Source organism: uncultured Devosia sp. (assembly GCF_913055165.1).
Lineage (GTDB): Bacteria > Pseudomonadota > Alphaproteobacteria > Rhizobiales > Devosiaceae > Devosia.
In genome coordinates this window covers 1-15,505 of the sequence record NZ_CAJXJS010000019.1, presented here as the reverse complement: position 1 = coordinate 15,505, position 15,505 = coordinate 1, and the positions used below count along the sequence as shown (strand labels likewise).

Below are 15,505 nucleotides of genomic sequence, written 5' to 3'. Positions count from 1 at the left end.
GTTCTGACCATGTTCAAATATTTTCCCACCAACTACCCCTGGAACCTCGCAGTCAACCTGGCCATCGAGATGGGTGCGCGCATCGGCGAGATCGAGGAAATGTGCGCGCCGCTGATCGAAGCATCCAAAGCCGGGGATGCGGAAGGAAGCAGGTCCTTTCAGGTGGCGTGGGAAGCCGCGGCCGACCGCCTGCTCCTGCTGGCCGAAGAGGACATGGCCTCCGGACGCCTGCTTTCGGCCGGACAGAAGATGGGGCGGGCCGCGACTTACCTGACGACTGCCGAGCGCCTTCTCGCCCATGACTCGCCCGGTCGCCTGATGCTCTACAATCGCAGCCTGGACGTCTTTGCCCGGAGCATCGCCCTGGCAAAGGACAATTGCGAGCGGGTGGAAATTCCCTATGACGGAACACACCTGTCCGGCCTCTATGTCCGCGCCTATGGCGTGGAGGGCCGCCAGCCTGTCCTCGTTCAGGTCAATGGCCTCGATAGTACCAAGGAAATGAAATACCGCGTCGGCTTGCCCGAATGGCTGGCCAGGCGTGGCGTCGCCTCCCTGATCATGGATCAGCCGGGCACCGGCGAAGCCCTGCGCATCCATGGACTGACGGCCCGTTTCGACAGCGAACACTGGGCCAGCCGCGTGGTCGACTGGCTTGAGGCGCGCAACGACATTGATCCCAAGCGCATCGGCATGGAGGGCGTGTCCCTCGGTGGCTACTACTGCCCCCGCGCCGTCGCCTTCGAACCGCGCTTCGCCTGTGGCGTCGTCTGGGGCGCCAACCACGACTGGCGCGACGTGCAGAAGCGTCGGCTCGAACGCGAAGGCAGCTTCCCCGTGCCGCATTACTGGAACCACGTCCGCTGGGTCTGGGGTGCCAAGGACATGGATGAGTTCATGCGCATTGCCGAGAATGTCCACCTGGACGGCATTCTGGACCGCATTCGCGTGCCCTTCCTCGTCACCCACGGGGCCAAGGACAGCCAGATCCCCCTCAAATGGGCACACCGGACCTTCGAACAGCTGGTCAACAGCCCCAAGCGCGAGCTCAAGATTTTCGACGAGCGCACCGGCGGCGTCCAGCATTCCAGCTTCGACAATTCATCCAATGCCGGCGCCTACATCGCCGACTGGGTTGCCGAAACCCTTGGCGGCCACACCGCCTGAAAGAGGAGATATTTAGATGCAGATCATCGGTCCCGACCTTCTGGTCTTCGGCGTTGACGACGTACCGGCCTGCCACGAATTCCTGACCGCATACGGCCTGGAAGCAATCGACTATTCCCCCGAAAAGGGCGGCTTTTTCCGCTCCCTGGATGGGACCGGCCTCGAAATCCGCCGTCGCGACGACCCGTCCCTGCCGCCCGCACTCAAGACCGGCAACATGCTGCGCATGCAGGTCCTGGGCGTCGTCGACGAGGCGGCACTGGAAGCGGTTTATGCCGAGCTCTCCAAGGATCGCCAGGTCCTGCGGCTGGCCGACGGCTCGCTCCGCACCCAGGACGACCAGGGTTTCGAACTGAGCTTCCGCGTCACCACGCGCACGCCGCTCGATCTTCCCGCCGAATTGGTCAATGCGCCCTATGACACGCGCAGGCCGGTCAACCAGATCGGCGTCTCCGAAGACATGCCGGCCAAGCCCCGCACGCTCTCGCATGTCGTGCTCTTCGTGCCCGACCTCGATGTCGCCGTGGGCTTTTACCGCGACCGGCTGGGCTTCCGCATTACCGATACGCTGACCGGCGCCGGGCCCTTCCTGCGCCCGCAGGCCAACCCTGACCATCACAGCCACTTCTTCATCCGCACCCCGCCCTACATGCAGGGCTGCGAACATCTGGCATTCCACATGGGCGGACCGACCGAGCTGCTCATGGCCGGCAGCCGCATGATGCGTGGTGGCTTCGAGAGCTTCTGGGGCCCGGGCCGGCACAAGTTTGGTTCCAACTGGTTCTGGTATTTCAAGAGCCCGCTCGGCTGCAATGTCGAGTTTGACGCCGACATGGACACCCATGACGACGACTGGGCGCCGCGCGAAGCACCGATGGGCCCGGAAGCCGCGCAGGCCTTCGTATTCCAGTACCGCGAGAAATGGGCGCCTGGTCCAGGACCGAAGCCGGGCGCATGATCCCGCTCTGCCATCTCGATGACCTGCCCGATGGCGGAGCGCGGGGGCTCGAGGTGGCGAGCGAGCCCTACAAGGTCATCCTCGTGCGGCAGGGGGACCGCGTGCACGGCTGGCGCGACCTCTGCCCGCACTATGCCGGCGGCATCGGCCTCGCCTGGAAGCGCGACGCCTATCTCAACGGCGATCGTACACATATCGCCTGCCACGCCCACGGCGCGTGGTTCGAAATCGACACCGGGGTCTGCGTTCAGGGCCCCTGCATCGGCAAGCATCTGAGCCGCGTGTCGCTGGCCATAGACGAAAAGGGCGTCGTGCATCTCGCGCGAACGCCTAGGGAGGAACGGAAATGACAGATCAACTCAAGCGCGTCCTGATTGTCGGCGGCGGCTTTTCTGGCATGGCTGCGGCCATTGAGCTGGACCGGCTGGGAATAGACGTGGACCTGGCCGAAATCGATGCCGGCTGGCGCAGCTACGGTGCGGGTATCAGCCTCAATGGCGGCACCTTCCGCGCCATGGCGCGGCTCGGCATCCTGGATGCTTTCCGTCCGGTCGGCGCCATGACCGACGGGGTGGAAATGCGTGGCCCGCAGGATCAGGTCGTGGCCCGCTTGCCCACTCCGGCCCTCCTCGAAGGGACCACCGGCACCGGCGGCGTCATGCGCCCGGTCCTGGCCAAGCTGCTTGCCGATCGCGTGCGCGCCGGAAACACCAATGTCCGTCTTGGCGTGACCTTCACAGCCATTGAAGACCGGGCCGATGGCTGTCACGTCAGCTTCAGCGACGGAACCACCGGCCGGTACGACCTCGTCATCGGCGCCGATGGTCTCTACTCCGCCGTGCGCAATGCGGTTTGGCCCGAAGCGCCCAAGCCCCGCTATATCGGCCAGGCCGTCTGGCGCGCCGTCGTCCCGCGTCCTGAGCACTTGTCGACCGTGACCATGTGGATCGGCCCCAAGCTCAAGGTGGGGATCAACCACGTCTCGAATACCCATAGCTATGTGTTCCTGACCGAGGATCGACCGGTCAACGAACATGTGCCCGAAGAAACGCATGTGGAAGCCCTGCGCGAACTGCTTGGTCGCTTCCCTTCGCCGACCATGCAGGCCCTCGCCGCTGATTTGAGCGCCAGCCACCAGGTGGTGTTCCGGCCGCTTGAACAGCTGCTGCTGCAGCGTCCCTGGTCGAAGGGCCGCGTCGTGCTGATTGGTGATGCCGTGCATGCCACCACGCCACACATGGCTGCCGGCGCCATGATCGGGCTGGAGGACGCTATCGTCCTGGCCGAGGAACTGCACAAGGCAGCCGACATCGCGACGGCACTGGCAGCCTTCGAGAACCGCCGTTGGGACCGCTGCCGGATGGTGGTCGAGAACTCGGGTCGGCTGGCCGAGATCGAACAGGGCCATGGCACGCCCGAGGAGCACAGCCGGATCATGGCTCAGACGCTGGGTGCCCTTGCGCAACCGATCTGAGGGACGAACATGACGAACCTTCCCGCCATCACCCGCATCGTCACCGGCCACGACGCCGACGGCCAGGCCATTGTTATAGAGGCCGGTCCCTTGCCCACCGCCGTGGCGCTTTCGGCCATCCCCGGCACGGTCTTTCACGAAATCTGGTCGACAGAGGGCTCGCCTGCGCCAGTCGACAACGGTCCCGATCCCACGCTTGGACCGCTTGTCCTGTCCCCGCCCCGCAACGGCACGCGCATCCGCATCGTCGACATTCCGCCTGATACCGAGGAATTCCTGCGCGAGGGTCGGGACAAGATGGGGGCCGCCTTCAGCGAAATCGGCGAAGCCGGCGCATCCACCGTCAAGACCGGGTCGCCCCACCCCCTGATGCACCGCACCGAAAGCGTGGACTATGGCGTGGTGCTCGAAGGCGAACTGACATTGGTGCTCGACAAGGGCGAGGTCGACCTCAAGCCGGGATATGTCGTGGTCCAGCGCGGCACCAATCACGCCTGGGCCAACCGCTCCGGCAAGGTCTGCCGCATGCTCTTCGTGCTGATCGACGGCGCTTTCGCGTCCGAGATTGCCGGGCAGAAACATCCCGACGAACCCGTGCGCAGGAGCGATCCATGAAACTCGCCACCCTACCCAACGGCACAGAGGATGGAGAGCTTATCCTCGTGTCACGCGAACTTTCCCGCGCAATTTCGGCCAATGACATCGCGCCCAGTCTGCTGGCGGCCCTGCGCGACTGGTCCCGGGTCGAGCCACTGCTGCGGACGCGCAGCGAGGCGCTTGCAGCAGGGGACACCGTTGGGTTCAACTTCGATCCCGCCCAGGTCCTGGCGCCCCTGCCGCGGGCACCGCAATGGCTGGACGGCTCGGCCTTTCTCAACCACGGACGGCTGATGGACGAAGCCTTCGGCAACGAACCCCTTCCAGAGGTCGATACCATCCCCCTTGTCTATCAGGGCGCCAGCGACGACTTCCTCGGCGCCCAGGCGCCCCTGCTCACGCCGTCCGAAGACCTCTTCATCGATTGCGAAGGCGAATTCGGCGTGGTGGTCGGCGAGGTGCCTATGGGCTGCAGCCCCGAGGCCGCGCTCGGCCACATCCGCCTCATCGTCCAGATAAATGACTGGTCGCTGCGCCAGCCGGGTCCGTTCGAAATGAAGCGCGGCTTCGGCTTCCTGCAGGCCAAGCCGTCAACCGGCTTTGCGCCGGTTGCCGTCACCCCCGATGAGCTGGGCCCGGCCTGGCGCGACGGCCGCGTCCACCTGCCGCTGCGCGTCGAGATCAATGGCGAACGCCTGGGCGAGCCCCATGGAGGCGAAATGTCCTTCCATTTCGGCCAGATCATCGCCCATACCGCGCGGACCCGGCGGCTGACGGCTGGCACGATCATCGGATCGGGCACCGTCTCCAATGCCAGCCGCGCGGCCGGTTCGGCCTGCATCGCCGAGCGCCGCGTCATCGAGATCATCGACAAGGGCGGCCCCGAGACCCCGTATCTGCATTTTGGCGACCATGTCCGCATGGAGGCTCGCCTTCCCGATGGGCCGCTGTTCGGGGCCATCTCGCAAGTCGTGGTGGCGGGCTGATGCGGCTCGCCATCACAGGTGCGGGCGGCTTTGTCGGCCGCAAGGTGGTGGAACTCGCGCTGGCGCGGTCCGATTGCAGGTCCATCACCATCACCGACTGCTCCCTGCCCAGCACCAGCCCCGATCCTCGCCTGAGGGTCATTGAGGGGGACATCGCCGATCCTCTCATGCAGGACGCGGTCCTTGCCGACGCAGATGCCGTCATCCACCTGGCCGCCGTGCTCGGCGGCGCTGCGGAGGCCGATCCCGAAGCATCGCGGCGGATGAATCTGGATGCGGCGCTGGACCTGATCCACCGCGCCCGGGGACGCCGCTTCGTGCTGGCCTCGAGCATCGCCGTCTATGGCAAGCCGCCCGCCATCATCGACGACGACACACCCTGCGCCCCGACCTTGATCTATGCCATGCACAAGCGCATGGCCGAAATCGCGCTTGAAACTGCGGTTCGGCGTGGCGAGATCGACGGCGTTGCCCTGCGCATTCCCGGCGTGGTTGCCCGGCCGGACCTGGCGCAAGGTCTGAAATCGGCCTTTCTCTCCAATCTGTTCCACGCCATGCGGCAAGGTCGGGGTTTCACCATGCCGGTAGCGCCCGAAGGGCGTAGTCCGATCGCCTCAGTGCATGCCGTAGCCGCTGCTTTGCTCCATGCGGCCGTATCAAGCATCACGCCGGGAGACGGCAGATCACTGCTACTTCCAGCCTTGTCCGTGCAGTTTTCTGACCTGGAGGCGGCCCTGAGACAGCGTTTTCCATCAGCCCCTCCCATCACCTACCGCCCCGACCCGGACGTCATGCAGGGCTTCGGCATGTTCGGCGATGTGCAGGCCGCGGACGCCACGCACCTTGGTTATCCTGCGGACCGCACTCTGGCCGAACTGATCGCGCGGGCGCTCTGAGCGCGGCATCACCTCAAACAACACCGCCGCGGCCCACAGTGCCGTTGGAGGCCGCTTAGCGTTTATACGCTCCCAAAAAGACGCGCGAGCTAACTCACTGATCTAAAACGATCTGATCCATTCGTCACGTGAGCAAATTTTCAAATTGCGGCGCAATTCACGTCCGTTTTTTCAAATTACCGCGAAAAATACAAACCAAAGAGCGAAGTCACAATGCAGGCTGGGGGAGAGAGTATTCCAGAATTATTCAGGCTTATATTTTCGCAAAATTGATTTTTATCACTACAATTTCAAATTAGTTTACGAGTAAACGTCCAAACCATGGAATAGCGCGAAGATTGCGGCCATGAATAACCTCTACGGAGGTGCCAGATGTCGTACAAAACACAGAGTCATGCCAAAGGCAGTACGAAACCTGGTTTCAGCAGCTTCAAAACCGCCACACCTATTACCTACCCCGGACGTTGGCCAAGAGATGCTTTGATCCAGTCGACCCTGGATCCGTCTATAGCCAGCATCGAACCATGGCTCAGGCCCTTGCCGGGTTCTGGCTGCACCTTCGCTTATGTTTGCATCATCGCTGCGGAGAGGACCCTGATTGGCCTCGCTGACGGGCCGTGTCGAGAGCTTTTGACGATCGCCGGCATCGATCATGTCCGTTTTGTCACCCGCGCCGAAATTTCAGCCGAACCTGAGCGATCCCTCTATCGCGCCATATGGGCTGCAAAAAGCGACACAGTCCCACCCGCCTTCCTGACCAAGGTTTTGACCGGGCTCGCCGAAGGACACGAGTGGACAGTCGGTGAACTGGCTGACGCTACCAACGTGCAGCTGGAGGCCTGCCTTAGACACATTTTCGCGCTTTCGAGCCAGGGAATCACCAACCTGCATTGGTCGTTGAAACCAACGGCAGCGTCTTTGGTGACCGCGAGAGCCTCACATCCCCCGATTTTTCCCGAGGTACAAGCCGAAAATTCGCACGCCCGGAGGCCGCCCATTCGTGCAGAACTTCCAATTCGCTAGCTGATTTGGGGAGGTGTTTTTCGCAAAACCGCTTCGATGGCAATCGGTGGAAATCTGCCCGAATGCCTTGGAAAACCTAGGAATTTACGAAAATTCGCATAATGCTCTGGGTCGAATCGGAGTGGCCACACGAAGGAGGAAGATGGAATTCAAAAAATGAAAAGGCGCCCCGCAAGCGGAGCGCCTTGATCCATCGGACTTGCATTGCTTTGGCCGGCACCTCGCAAGTCCACATCGCTATTGGCAACAAAGATTGCCGCAACGCTGCTTGGTGCAGATTGCTTCGTCTTGCCTGTGAGGTCAAGCGGCTCGCAATCTGAACCAAGCGCACAGGTGAACTTATGCGCAGAAAACTGCACCGCATTTATATGATACCCCACGCAGATTGGCTGGAGCCGGAACGGCGGTTTCTGCATCTCGCTAACAAACTAAGTGACAACTTCCAGCGCAATTTTAGGCTGGGCCCGTTCACAGCAACGTGGTCGACAAACCATCGTCTCCTTCCCAGCAATGCGAGCCAGGGCCCCTCTGGAATGTTTGTCTCCAAGAAATGTGGAGGTTCTCGCTACTGGGAGGCGCGAGCTGAGCATTACGGCATTCGCCTCCTGGAGGCTGATCCGGATGTCATCAGTTACATCCATCAGCCTCACCGCCTGGAGATTGCGACGAACAACGGCGTCCTGACCTACCTGCCCGACCTCATGTTCGCTCATCAAGATGGACGAATTGGTGTGGTCGAGACGAAATACGACTACGCGGATACAAGCCAGGACCCCGATTATATTGAAAAGCTGCTCTATGCCAAAGCGGCCTACAAACTAATCGGCTGTGAATTCTACCTTTGGACTGAAGTGGAGGACTTCAATTATTCCTACGCAGCCGAAAACTCGCGTCAGATCGTCGAGCATCGCCACACGAGTACAACCGTTGAAGACGAGCTACTGCTCGCCTGGCACTTCGACGAATACGATGGCAGCTCTACGATTGGCGCCACCTGCACAGCTCTTAGAGGAAAGCGGGCGGAACCCCACTATGTGGCGTTGAGCAAGCTCCGGGCGCTGATTGTCAAAAGAAAGCTTGGCGTCGATATCTACTCCTCACCGATTACCGCGGACACAGCGGTCGTACAGCCAGCGACACTTGGTCAGGCCGTTAAATTGCCATCGCCTTCCGACTTTCCAGTGGTGAGTTTTGACGGCGACAGCCGCCGGATTGGCAAGTTGCTCCGGAGTGATGGCTGGCCCTTTGCGACGCGCGACACCACGACCGCTGTCGGGTATGGGAGGAACGTGTAATGGCCCTGAGTGTCCAAGCCACGCTCTTTAGTCGGGTACAGTTTCCAGATGGGCCAAAGACATATAGCCACGAGCTTCCCGACGACCGCATGCAGTTTACGGGGGAGTCCGGTTCGTTTGAAATCAGAGCCGAAGACTATGCCAGGGGCCTTTCACAGGGTGTGCTTCAGGTTCTAAGCGCTCCCGGAGAGGAACCGGAAGGGCCGCCTCAAGCGATAGGCACAGTCGTCCCCCCGAACACGTCAGAGGAGAAGCTACTAGAGGCTAAAACGCGCCTCTTCTACGTCAACAAGTGTGACCTGGAAGGCATCAGTGACAATAGAGGCAAAAGGCTTGAGCGTCTCCTTCGCGGCGCCAAGGATGAGGCGCATGCACTGGGGCTGACTGCCAAGGTAACCCCTAGAATGCTGAGCGCAGACCTCAAAAAGGGGGCTCCCGGCAGTCGCTTCCTGAGCCTCTATGTATCGCTCCGAGGCAAGTGTGGCGGACGAAGCCCCCACCCCTTAGTAAAAAAATTCACGCTGTACGCAGCAAGCTGCTACTGGAGCGAGAAGAAGCCAACAGTCAATCAATGCTTCGACAAACTACAGGAGCTATTGAAAGACGAAAAAGACAGACGCAATAAAGACAATATCAGAGAAAGGCTTGAGGTTTACAGCGACAGCACTCTTCGTCGGTATATTCACGCCATGCGTAACTACGAAAATGTGCGAATTAGGGATGGGAAAACTGCGGCCGATCTGACATTTCACGGCAGTGAAACAACAAGGCGGGGAGAGTCGCCGCTGGACGTGGTCCAGATCGATCACACAGTTCTTGATGTTCACATTGTGGATGAGAGAAGCGGGCATGTGCTTGGCCGACCCATCCTGTCCATCGCAATATGTTCTTACTCGCGTTGCATCGTCGGATACATCGTTTCGTTCGAGCCTCCTTCCTTAAGCAAGCTCGCGGCTCTGCTCAAAAATATCGTTTTCGACAAGTACCACTATCGGGACCTTGTCCCAGGCATTCCTCGAGACATTGAGGAGTATGGCCTACCTGGCACCATTGTACTGGACCGGTCTCTCGAAAACCTTTCGGGAGGCCTGAAGGAAATGTGCAAAGGCATTGGCATCAATATCGAATGGGCCCCGTCAAAAAACGGCGCATCCAAAGTCGACGTAGAACGAAGTTTTGGCATCGTGAACCAGAAAGTTGTCCATCAGCTCCCTGGAAGTGTCGCGCATACGGTCTCGGAAATGCGCAAACTGCAATTAAATCCCGTCAAGTTCGCCACCCTGAATATGTCAGCGCTGAATAAAGTACTGATAAGTACATTTGTCGATTATCAGCACACACCTCATCGCCCGCTGTACGAGGTACCGGCTGAAAAATTCAAGAAGGGCCTTTCTATTCGCCCTCGAAAACTTCCTCACAACAATGGAATTCTCGATGACCTATTTCTCCTGAGAGGAAAAGCCAAACTTTGGACAAAAGGGATTGAATTCAAGGGCTTGTTATATCGCAACTCGTCGGCCACGACAGGGCTCTTGGATGCACAGTTCGGAGAACAAGTGCGCCGAGGAAAGACATCTTTAAGTACAAAGAACAAGAGCATTACCGTCGATATCTTGTATAACCCAGAAAACTGCTCAGATATTTACGTAGTTGGAGAAATAGATGGGAAAACTATGCATTTTCGATTTCCGTGCACGTTTTCCGAATACACAATTGGGCTAAGCTTTCTTGAGCACAAAGCAGTAAATGCGCTAGTTAAGAAAAGAGCGGCCGACAAGAAAAACGAAGCAGACCTTCTAAGTGCAAGGCGAGATCTCGCCGAACTCGTACACGCGTACCACCTACTCAACACCAAGGATCGGAGCGCGGAGGGTCGTCAAATTATAGAACGGCTTGAGCGTCGGGATGCAGAACTTCGGAGGGAAAACCTACGAAAATGGGACGAGCTTGCTGATCGCCGCAGGAGGCAAGCACGCACAGACGCTGTGATTGTCGATTCACCCATAAACTCGGGGTCTCTCGGTGAAGCTGAGCCGCCGGCCGCCCCGAGAGGACGGGCAAAAGCCGCCAAAACCAAAAAGACCAACGATGCGGCTCGCGCAACGGTACAGACGATAACCAAGGGAACTGATCCACAACCGCTGCTATTCGATGACGATGAAATCATGCCCTCTTTTCTGAACAGAAAAGCACAGTCATGAGTGGCGCCATGTCCCCAGGACCGCTTCATTCTGAACCGGACATCGAACGGCTGGATCGCTTTGACGGAATATTTGTTCGTCACGACATGGTTGACTACACGGAACGAAGAATTCTCGATCTGATGTACCAGACGCAGGCTACGACAGCTCGCAATGATGAAAAGCGACGCGCTCTAGGTCACTGGGCGAACAAGCAGGACGAGCTATGGCTCCTGCCAATCGTGGGGCCTTCGGGCTCCACGAAATCAAAGACCATCCAGTGGACCACGGACCGGATCTATGAGAGCCGGAAGGATGAGAACAGTCTGCCGCTGCTTGTCGTTACGCTGCGATCAGCAATTCGCAGCACCCGCGCCTTGCAGGCTTCTATCCTTGAAGCGTTTCATGACCCATCGGCCGGCTCTGTCCTGCATATGAAAGACTATTCAGAGGCTGCTGTGAACGCGGCTATCATGAACATAGCCCGCAAGCGTGGGACCAGCCTGGTCGTTTTCGACGAGGCCCACAATGTCCTTAGCGACGCACGCTCAGACGTCATGGCTCGGGCGATGAAGAGCCTTATCAACGACGGCGTCTTCTCAATCGCCTTGGCTGGAACGGACGACTTACTGCCGCTCCTTCATCACCAGGAATTGGCGCAGCGCGCCAAAGAACCCATCTGGTTCAAGCCTGCGACAACGGATCAGATTGAAACGTGCAGCGCGTTCTTCGCCTTTGTTGAGGAATTGTGCGACCAGATGCTCAAAGAAGGTGCCATTGCACTTCCGTTCAGACCGACGTCCAGCAAGAACCAATGCGCCCTGCTTTTCGACATGTGCGAAGGAAGCATTGGACGTGCGGTTCGAGTTATCAGGCGGGGGTTGGAAAGATCCGTATCGGAAGGCCATCCATCGCTATCGTGGGACACAGTGATTGCGGCCCACACCAGTTGGCAAACCATCCGTGGGGGTCACAAGCAACGGTTTGCGGCTAATTCGGCCACGCGCGAGACCATGGCTATGCTCAACAAGCTCCAGAAAGCAAGCTGATGCGGGCCGATGGTTATAGCTTGGCATTTTGCGTCACCCAGGAGCCGCAAGCCGGCGAAAGCGTAATTGGTTTCTTTTCTCGAACGCTTGCTGAGACGCCTGTCCGCAACTTTCGAGCCGCTCTAAAGCTGGCGGGAATCTCCGCCGAAACAAGCAAGGTGGTGGACTTTAGCCTGTCACACTGCGACCGTGCGAAACTCTCGGCACTTCTGGATGTTGAGACCGATCAACTCCTTGCAATGGTTGGCCGGCGACTGCGCCCTTCGGCAACATCACTGCGCTTCAACGCCGTGAGGATGCGTCAATTCAGACGGTCATTGGCGATGCGCGGGCAAAGGCAGGTGGGTGTCCGCGCTCTCTGCGAAAATGCCTATCACAGGGAAAGCTGGGACAACCCGTTGATCACCTTCGATCCAGAAACCCTGGATATGCTCGAATCCATTTGTCCAGGGTGTCATCGACCTCTCGGTTGGCGCCGAGCCGTCAGACCATACTTCTGCGATCGCTGCCTGGACGAACGGGGCCTGCCGTTTGTCGATCTACGCGAGGTAAAACCCCGCCCCTATCCGTTTAGTGACCCAGCAATTGGCCGACTGATCGGAGATCTCCTGATGCCTTGGTCTAAGCAAGCAGTTGCCCGGATCAGTGATAGCCTACCAAAGGAGTTTCACAGATATCCCACGGCCTCCATATGCCAGGCCTTCACGACGCTGGCAGAAAGCATCGAATTTCACAGCCATGCCCCCTTCGAACATAAAAAAGGGCCCCTTTCCTCTAAATCGCTGGAAACCGCTGCGCGCGCATTTGGCGAAGGCATGACCAAAGTCGCCTGGACATTTCACCGATATCTTCCGTCGGAGCCGTATTTCGACAGAGCCGTGGCGCAGGTGCCAGGCTATGAGTCAGAAAAGATCTGGCGGAGTTTGAGAGCGCGCTTCATTCCCAAAAGCTCACAGAAGTCGGGGGCCTCCAAGATTGAAGTCGACGTACCGCGCGGCAGGAAGCGGTACGGCGGAAGCCTTTCTGTTGCCGCGGACGTCCACGGGCACAATGACACACAAATAGCGAGTGTGGTTCAGGACATTCTGGGAATTTGCGGAAGCGACATTGAGCGACTGATCGACAGCGGCGACATCAAAACCAGTAGAGACCTCAGCCTAAAATACGTACTTCATCGGCACTTCATTTCCGCCAGATCCCTCATGGCCTTCATGGACTTGGTGGAACGCGCGGACAGCCGCGTCTTTGATACTCGAGCGACACCAGGCTTGATGTCGATCCGACAGTTCTGTGCTGCACACAAGAGCATCGCTGTTTCGGACGTCATGCGAGGTCTTGCCCACTCGCGCATTCCGCGCTTCACCTGCCGCTCAATGTCTCCTTGCTGGCAGGATACGTTGCATATTGCCGACGAAGAGGACCTGCTTCACGCCATCCTGACCGTGAAGCAGGCCTCAAAGTGGCAGTTCATGCGCGTAGGACACTAGTGGAGGGTGTCAGCACGAACGTTGGTTGCTTCCAGAGAAAACATGGCCCGTCGAACGCCCTCCTCCAGTTCGAGTTTTTTTCCGACCAGGATGCGCGTGGCGATATCCTCGGCGAGCTCGAGATGTTCGCGCACAAAAGATGCGTGTGCCGACTTTGCTGAATGCGGTGCACTCGTCACCAGTCCACTCCGGCCGAGACCGAAGCGCATCTCGATGTCGGTCGCGAGCCTGTTGGCCGCGACAAGGTCTTTTGCGCCAAGATTGGACGCAGAACCAAGCAACAGCTCCTCTGCAACACGACCCGCGAGAAGGACCGCGATCTTGTCTCTCAGGGACTGGAGTGTTTCGAATGCTGAGTTCGATGGCAGCGCCTGTTTCACAAGCGTCTTCCCAGCGCAATACGCCCGCAGACGTCTGACATCCGGGGTAGTCATCGAGACGATGTCCGCCTCGAGTTCCTGCAGCACATGCTGGGCACTTAGGCACTCGTTGGCTCTCCGGGCAGCGGCGCTCGCCCTCCTTAGCAAACTCTGCAGATCAGCGCCTGTCAGACCTTCCGTGCGCTCAGCGACCTCATCGAGCCCTTTGCCAGGCAGCGACGTGTTGGCGTACTGGGCAATAATCATGCGGCGCTCCTCCATCGTCGGGAGATCAAAATGAAAGTGGCGCTCCAATCGTCCTGATCTGAGCAAGGCAGGATCAATTTGCTCGGGATAATTCGTCGCGGCGACAATAATGAGGCCTGGGGTGGTCATGGCCTCGCTGATGAGCTGGAGCAAATGATTGATGATCTGATCCCAATAGGCCTTGAACTCGCCGCTTGTCTGATCGCGGCGCCCAATGCCGTCCATTTCGTCAAGGAACAGAACACCTGGCTTTGCCTGCGCATCACGGAAGATCTCGGAAGCAGCAGACAAGGTGCCGCTGAGATAGCGCTGCGCGCTCCATTGCGCGACGCTCGAGACGTGCAATGGTGCATCGAGTGTCGCCGCAAGTAGCCGAGGAAATGTGCTCTTGCCGGTGCCCGGTGCACCGGACAGCAAAACACCGCGATCGGGGACGTCATCCCACGCCAACTTGCCATCACGCCACTGGTTGTAGTCCGCGGCCATGGATAGCCCCCATGCCTTGGCAGAGCCATACCCATGCGCGCTGTCCAGTTTGGGCAGTGCAAGGGGCAGCTCTTTCTTCGGGAGGCATCGCCGGAGCTTACGGACGCAGTCCTCGATCTGCTGTGCGGGCCGCACGATAGCCCCAACATCAGATAGCGTCAGCCGGTCAGTCCTCTCAAGCGTTTTGAGCGCCTCTGAGGTCTGACCCAGAACCGCCTGGAATATCAGGTTCAAGTGCTGCGGCCCCGTATCTGGAAAACGGGTGATAACATCCGCGCCGTTTCTCATGCTGGCTGGCATGGATTCCGTACCCGGTGCCGCTAGGCACAACACCAGACTGTTGCACCGCACGGCATCGGCCAGATCGGCCTGAACGCGAAGATCAGCCCATCTGGAATACTCGTGCAGAAACAGGGGGCGTTGGGCGTCGGCACGCTCAACCGGGATGTCATCGAAAATGGACTTGGAGTATGCCCGGTCCAGATTGCTGAGCATGCTGTGACCTAGCCGCGCCTCATCTTCCGTGAGCACCTCGATGATGACGAGCTTCCGCAATGTCAGCAACTCGCCGGCACTCCGCGCAACGCTTTCCAGGGCCCCGGAGAGCTTCAGGGCCAGCAACATGTCGCTGGCACCAACATCCAGATCACTGGATGACTTGTCTTCCGAACCCCCGGCGTTTGCACGGCGATAGGACGCCAATGCTTCGAGCAGGTCGAAAGCAAGGGGGTGTTGGGAAAGGATGGATTGCAGTCGGTCAGATGGGATCACCATGGCCTCCAATGTCTCGTCTCAGGTGATGGCTGGGAACGAGGGCGGCTACGGTGTCAGCGATCGGCGGGCTCTCTTGATGATGAGGAACATAACACGAACAAACGTCGAGTCAACACTGTGCCTTTCGACTCTGGTTCGGTCTTCGTCAGATGTCCTGGACTGAGACCGAAAGGGTGCACGTTGACCCTCAGGACTCCGTCACGCTTCGGCTGGATGCCCCAAGCGGATCCCTCAGGCGGAGATAAAAAATCCCAGGGAGCATCCATATAGACCCAGACCTGGTTTAGCTCCACGGACTGATCAACTACGCCAATTCCGCAGGGTGACCCCAGGGGCAATGTTCATAATCCATGCGGTGACGGTCACGTGGCGATCGGTTCAGGCCTTTTGCGTCACTCTTTCTGTAGAGGAAACCTATCTATAGTCGTCGGCAACGAAGCGGGCCCATCGGCGGGCGATTTCTCGGCCATCCATTGTGGTGACGACAACTTCGAACTCCATGGTGCC

13 protein-coding genes are annotated in these 15,505 nt (G+C 59.1%); 12 read left to right on the top strand and 1 reads right to left on the bottom strand.

Translation table 11 applies throughout. The annotated features are described in order from the left end of the window. Nucleotides 1-9: 9 nt before the first annotated feature. The 12 genes from QZ564_RS08325 (at nt 10) to QZ564_RS08270 (ending at nt 13,112) form a co-directional block, all read left to right on the top strand. Nucleotides 10-1,167 carry a prolyl oligopeptidase family serine peptidase gene (locus QZ564_RS08325; protein ID WP_297107681.1) on the top strand — a complete coding sequence of 386 codons (1,158 nt, stop codon included), beginning with the start codon at nt 10-12 and terminating at the stop codon, nt 1,165-1,167. A gap of 16 nt (nt 1,168-1,183) precedes the next feature. Then, a complete protein-coding gene (locus QZ564_RS08320; protein WP_297107677.1) occupies nt 1,184-2,125 on the top strand; it encodes a VOC family protein in 942 nt (313 codons plus the stop codon). Beyond that, complete coding sequence (locus tag QZ564_RS08315; protein WP_297107674.1) at nt 2,122-2,475, top strand: Rieske (2Fe-2S) protein; 354 nt, start codon at nt 2,122-2,124, stop codon at nt 2,473-2,475. Before QZ564_RS08320 ends, QZ564_RS08315 begins: the two co-directional genes overlap by 4 nt. Continuing rightward, nucleotides 2,472-3,599 (top strand): FAD-dependent oxidoreductase, encoded by a 1,128-nt coding sequence (locus QZ564_RS08310; RefSeq protein ID WP_297107671.1) that lies wholly within the window; start codon nt 2,472-2,474, stop codon nt 3,597-3,599. Before QZ564_RS08315 ends, QZ564_RS08310 begins: the two co-directional genes overlap by 4 nt. 9 nt (nt 3,600-3,608) lie before the next feature. Then, nucleotides 3,609-4,214, top strand: a complete 606-nt coding sequence (locus QZ564_RS08305) for a cupin domain-containing protein (RefSeq protein WP_297107668.1) — start codon at nt 3,609-3,611, stop codon at nt 4,212-4,214. Continuing rightward, a complete protein-coding gene (locus QZ564_RS08300) occupies nt 4,211-5,182 on the top strand; it encodes a fumarylacetoacetate hydrolase family protein (protein WP_297107664.1) in 972 nt (323 codons plus the stop codon). Before QZ564_RS08305 ends, QZ564_RS08300 begins: the two co-directional genes overlap by 4 nt. Next, on the top strand, nt 5,182-6,078 hold the full coding sequence (locus QZ564_RS08295) for an NAD-dependent epimerase/dehydratase family protein (protein WP_297107661.1): 897 nt from the start codon (nt 5,182-5,184) through the stop codon (nt 6,076-6,078). The genes QZ564_RS08300 and QZ564_RS08295 overlap by 1 nt, the downstream gene beginning before the upstream one ends. A 372-nt stretch (nt 6,079-6,450) precedes the next feature. Further along, the gene (locus tag QZ564_RS08290; RefSeq protein ID WP_297107658.1) at nt 6,451-7,101 is read left to right on the top strand and encodes a hypothetical protein; all 651 of its coding nucleotides are present in this window, start codon (nt 6,451-6,453) and stop codon (nt 7,099-7,101) included. Between the two features lie 533 nt (nt 7,102-7,634). Next, nucleotides 7,635-8,396: a hypothetical protein gene (locus QZ564_RS08285; protein ID WP_297107656.1), complete on the top strand. Its 762-nt coding sequence runs from the start codon at nt 7,635-7,637 to the stop codon at nt 8,394-8,396. After that, entirely contained in the window at nt 8,396-10,597 is a 2,202-nt protein-coding gene (locus QZ564_RS08280) for a hypothetical protein (RefSeq protein WP_297107655.1), read from the top strand. The genes QZ564_RS08285 and QZ564_RS08280 overlap by 1 nt, the downstream gene beginning before the upstream one ends. After that, complete coding sequence (locus QZ564_RS08275; protein ID WP_297107652.1) at nt 10,594-11,625, top strand: ATP-binding protein; 1,032 nt, start codon at nt 10,594-10,596, stop codon at nt 11,623-11,625. The genes QZ564_RS08280 and QZ564_RS08275 overlap by 4 nt, the downstream gene beginning before the upstream one ends. Continuing rightward, nucleotides 11,625-13,112: a hypothetical protein gene (locus tag QZ564_RS08270; RefSeq protein WP_297107648.1), complete on the top strand. Its 1,488-nt coding sequence runs from the start codon at nt 11,625-11,627 to the stop codon at nt 13,110-13,112. Before QZ564_RS08275 ends, QZ564_RS08270 begins: the two co-directional genes overlap by 1 nt. Here QZ564_RS08270 and QZ564_RS08265 read toward each other — a convergent pair. Then, on the bottom strand, nt 13,109-14,995 hold the full coding sequence (locus QZ564_RS08265; RefSeq protein WP_297107645.1) for an AAA family ATPase: 1,887 nt from the start codon (nt 14,993-14,995) through the stop codon (nt 13,109-13,111). The genes QZ564_RS08270 and QZ564_RS08265 overlap by 4 nt on opposite strands. Nucleotides 14,996-15,505 lie beyond the last annotated feature (510 nt).

Coding starts and splice junctions, on each gene's coding strand:
- QZ564_RS08295 (WP_297107661.1), top strand. CDS start 5,182: ATGCGGCTCGCCATCACAGGTGCGGGCGGCTTTGTCGGCCGCAAGGTG.
- QZ564_RS08320 (WP_297107677.1), top strand. CDS start 1,184: ATGCAGATCATCGGTCCCGACCTTCTGGTCTTCGGCGTTGACGACGTA.
- QZ564_RS08280 (WP_297107655.1), top strand. CDS start 8,396: ATGGCCCTGAGTGTCCAAGCCACGCTCTTTAGTCGGGTACAGTTTCCA.
- QZ564_RS08285 (WP_297107656.1), top strand. CDS start 7,635: ATGTTTGTCTCCAAGAAATGTGGAGGTTCTCGCTACTGGGAGGCGCGA.
- QZ564_RS08305 (WP_297107668.1), top strand. CDS start 3,609: ATGACGAACCTTCCCGCCATCACCCGCATCGTCACCGGCCACGACGCC.
- QZ564_RS08290 (WP_297107658.1), top strand. CDS start 6,451: ATGTCGTACAAAACACAGAGTCATGCCAAAGGCAGTACGAAACCTGGT.
- QZ564_RS08325 (WP_297107681.1), top strand. CDS start 10: ATGTTCAAATATTTTCCCACCAACTACCCCTGGAACCTCGCAGTCAAC.
- QZ564_RS08300 (WP_297107664.1), top strand. CDS start 4,211: ATGAAACTCGCCACCCTACCCAACGGCACAGAGGATGGAGAGCTTATC.
- QZ564_RS08315 (WP_297107674.1), top strand. CDS start 2,122: ATGATCCCGCTCTGCCATCTCGATGACCTGCCCGATGGCGGAGCGCGG.
- QZ564_RS08310 (WP_297107671.1), top strand. CDS start 2,472: ATGACAGATCAACTCAAGCGCGTCCTGATTGTCGGCGGCGGCTTTTCT.
- QZ564_RS08275 (WP_297107652.1), top strand. CDS start 10,594: ATGAGTGGCGCCATGTCCCCAGGACCGCTTCATTCTGAACCGGACATC.
- QZ564_RS08270 (WP_297107648.1), top strand. CDS start 11,625: ATGCGGGCCGATGGTTATAGCTTGGCATTTTGCGTCACCCAGGAGCCG.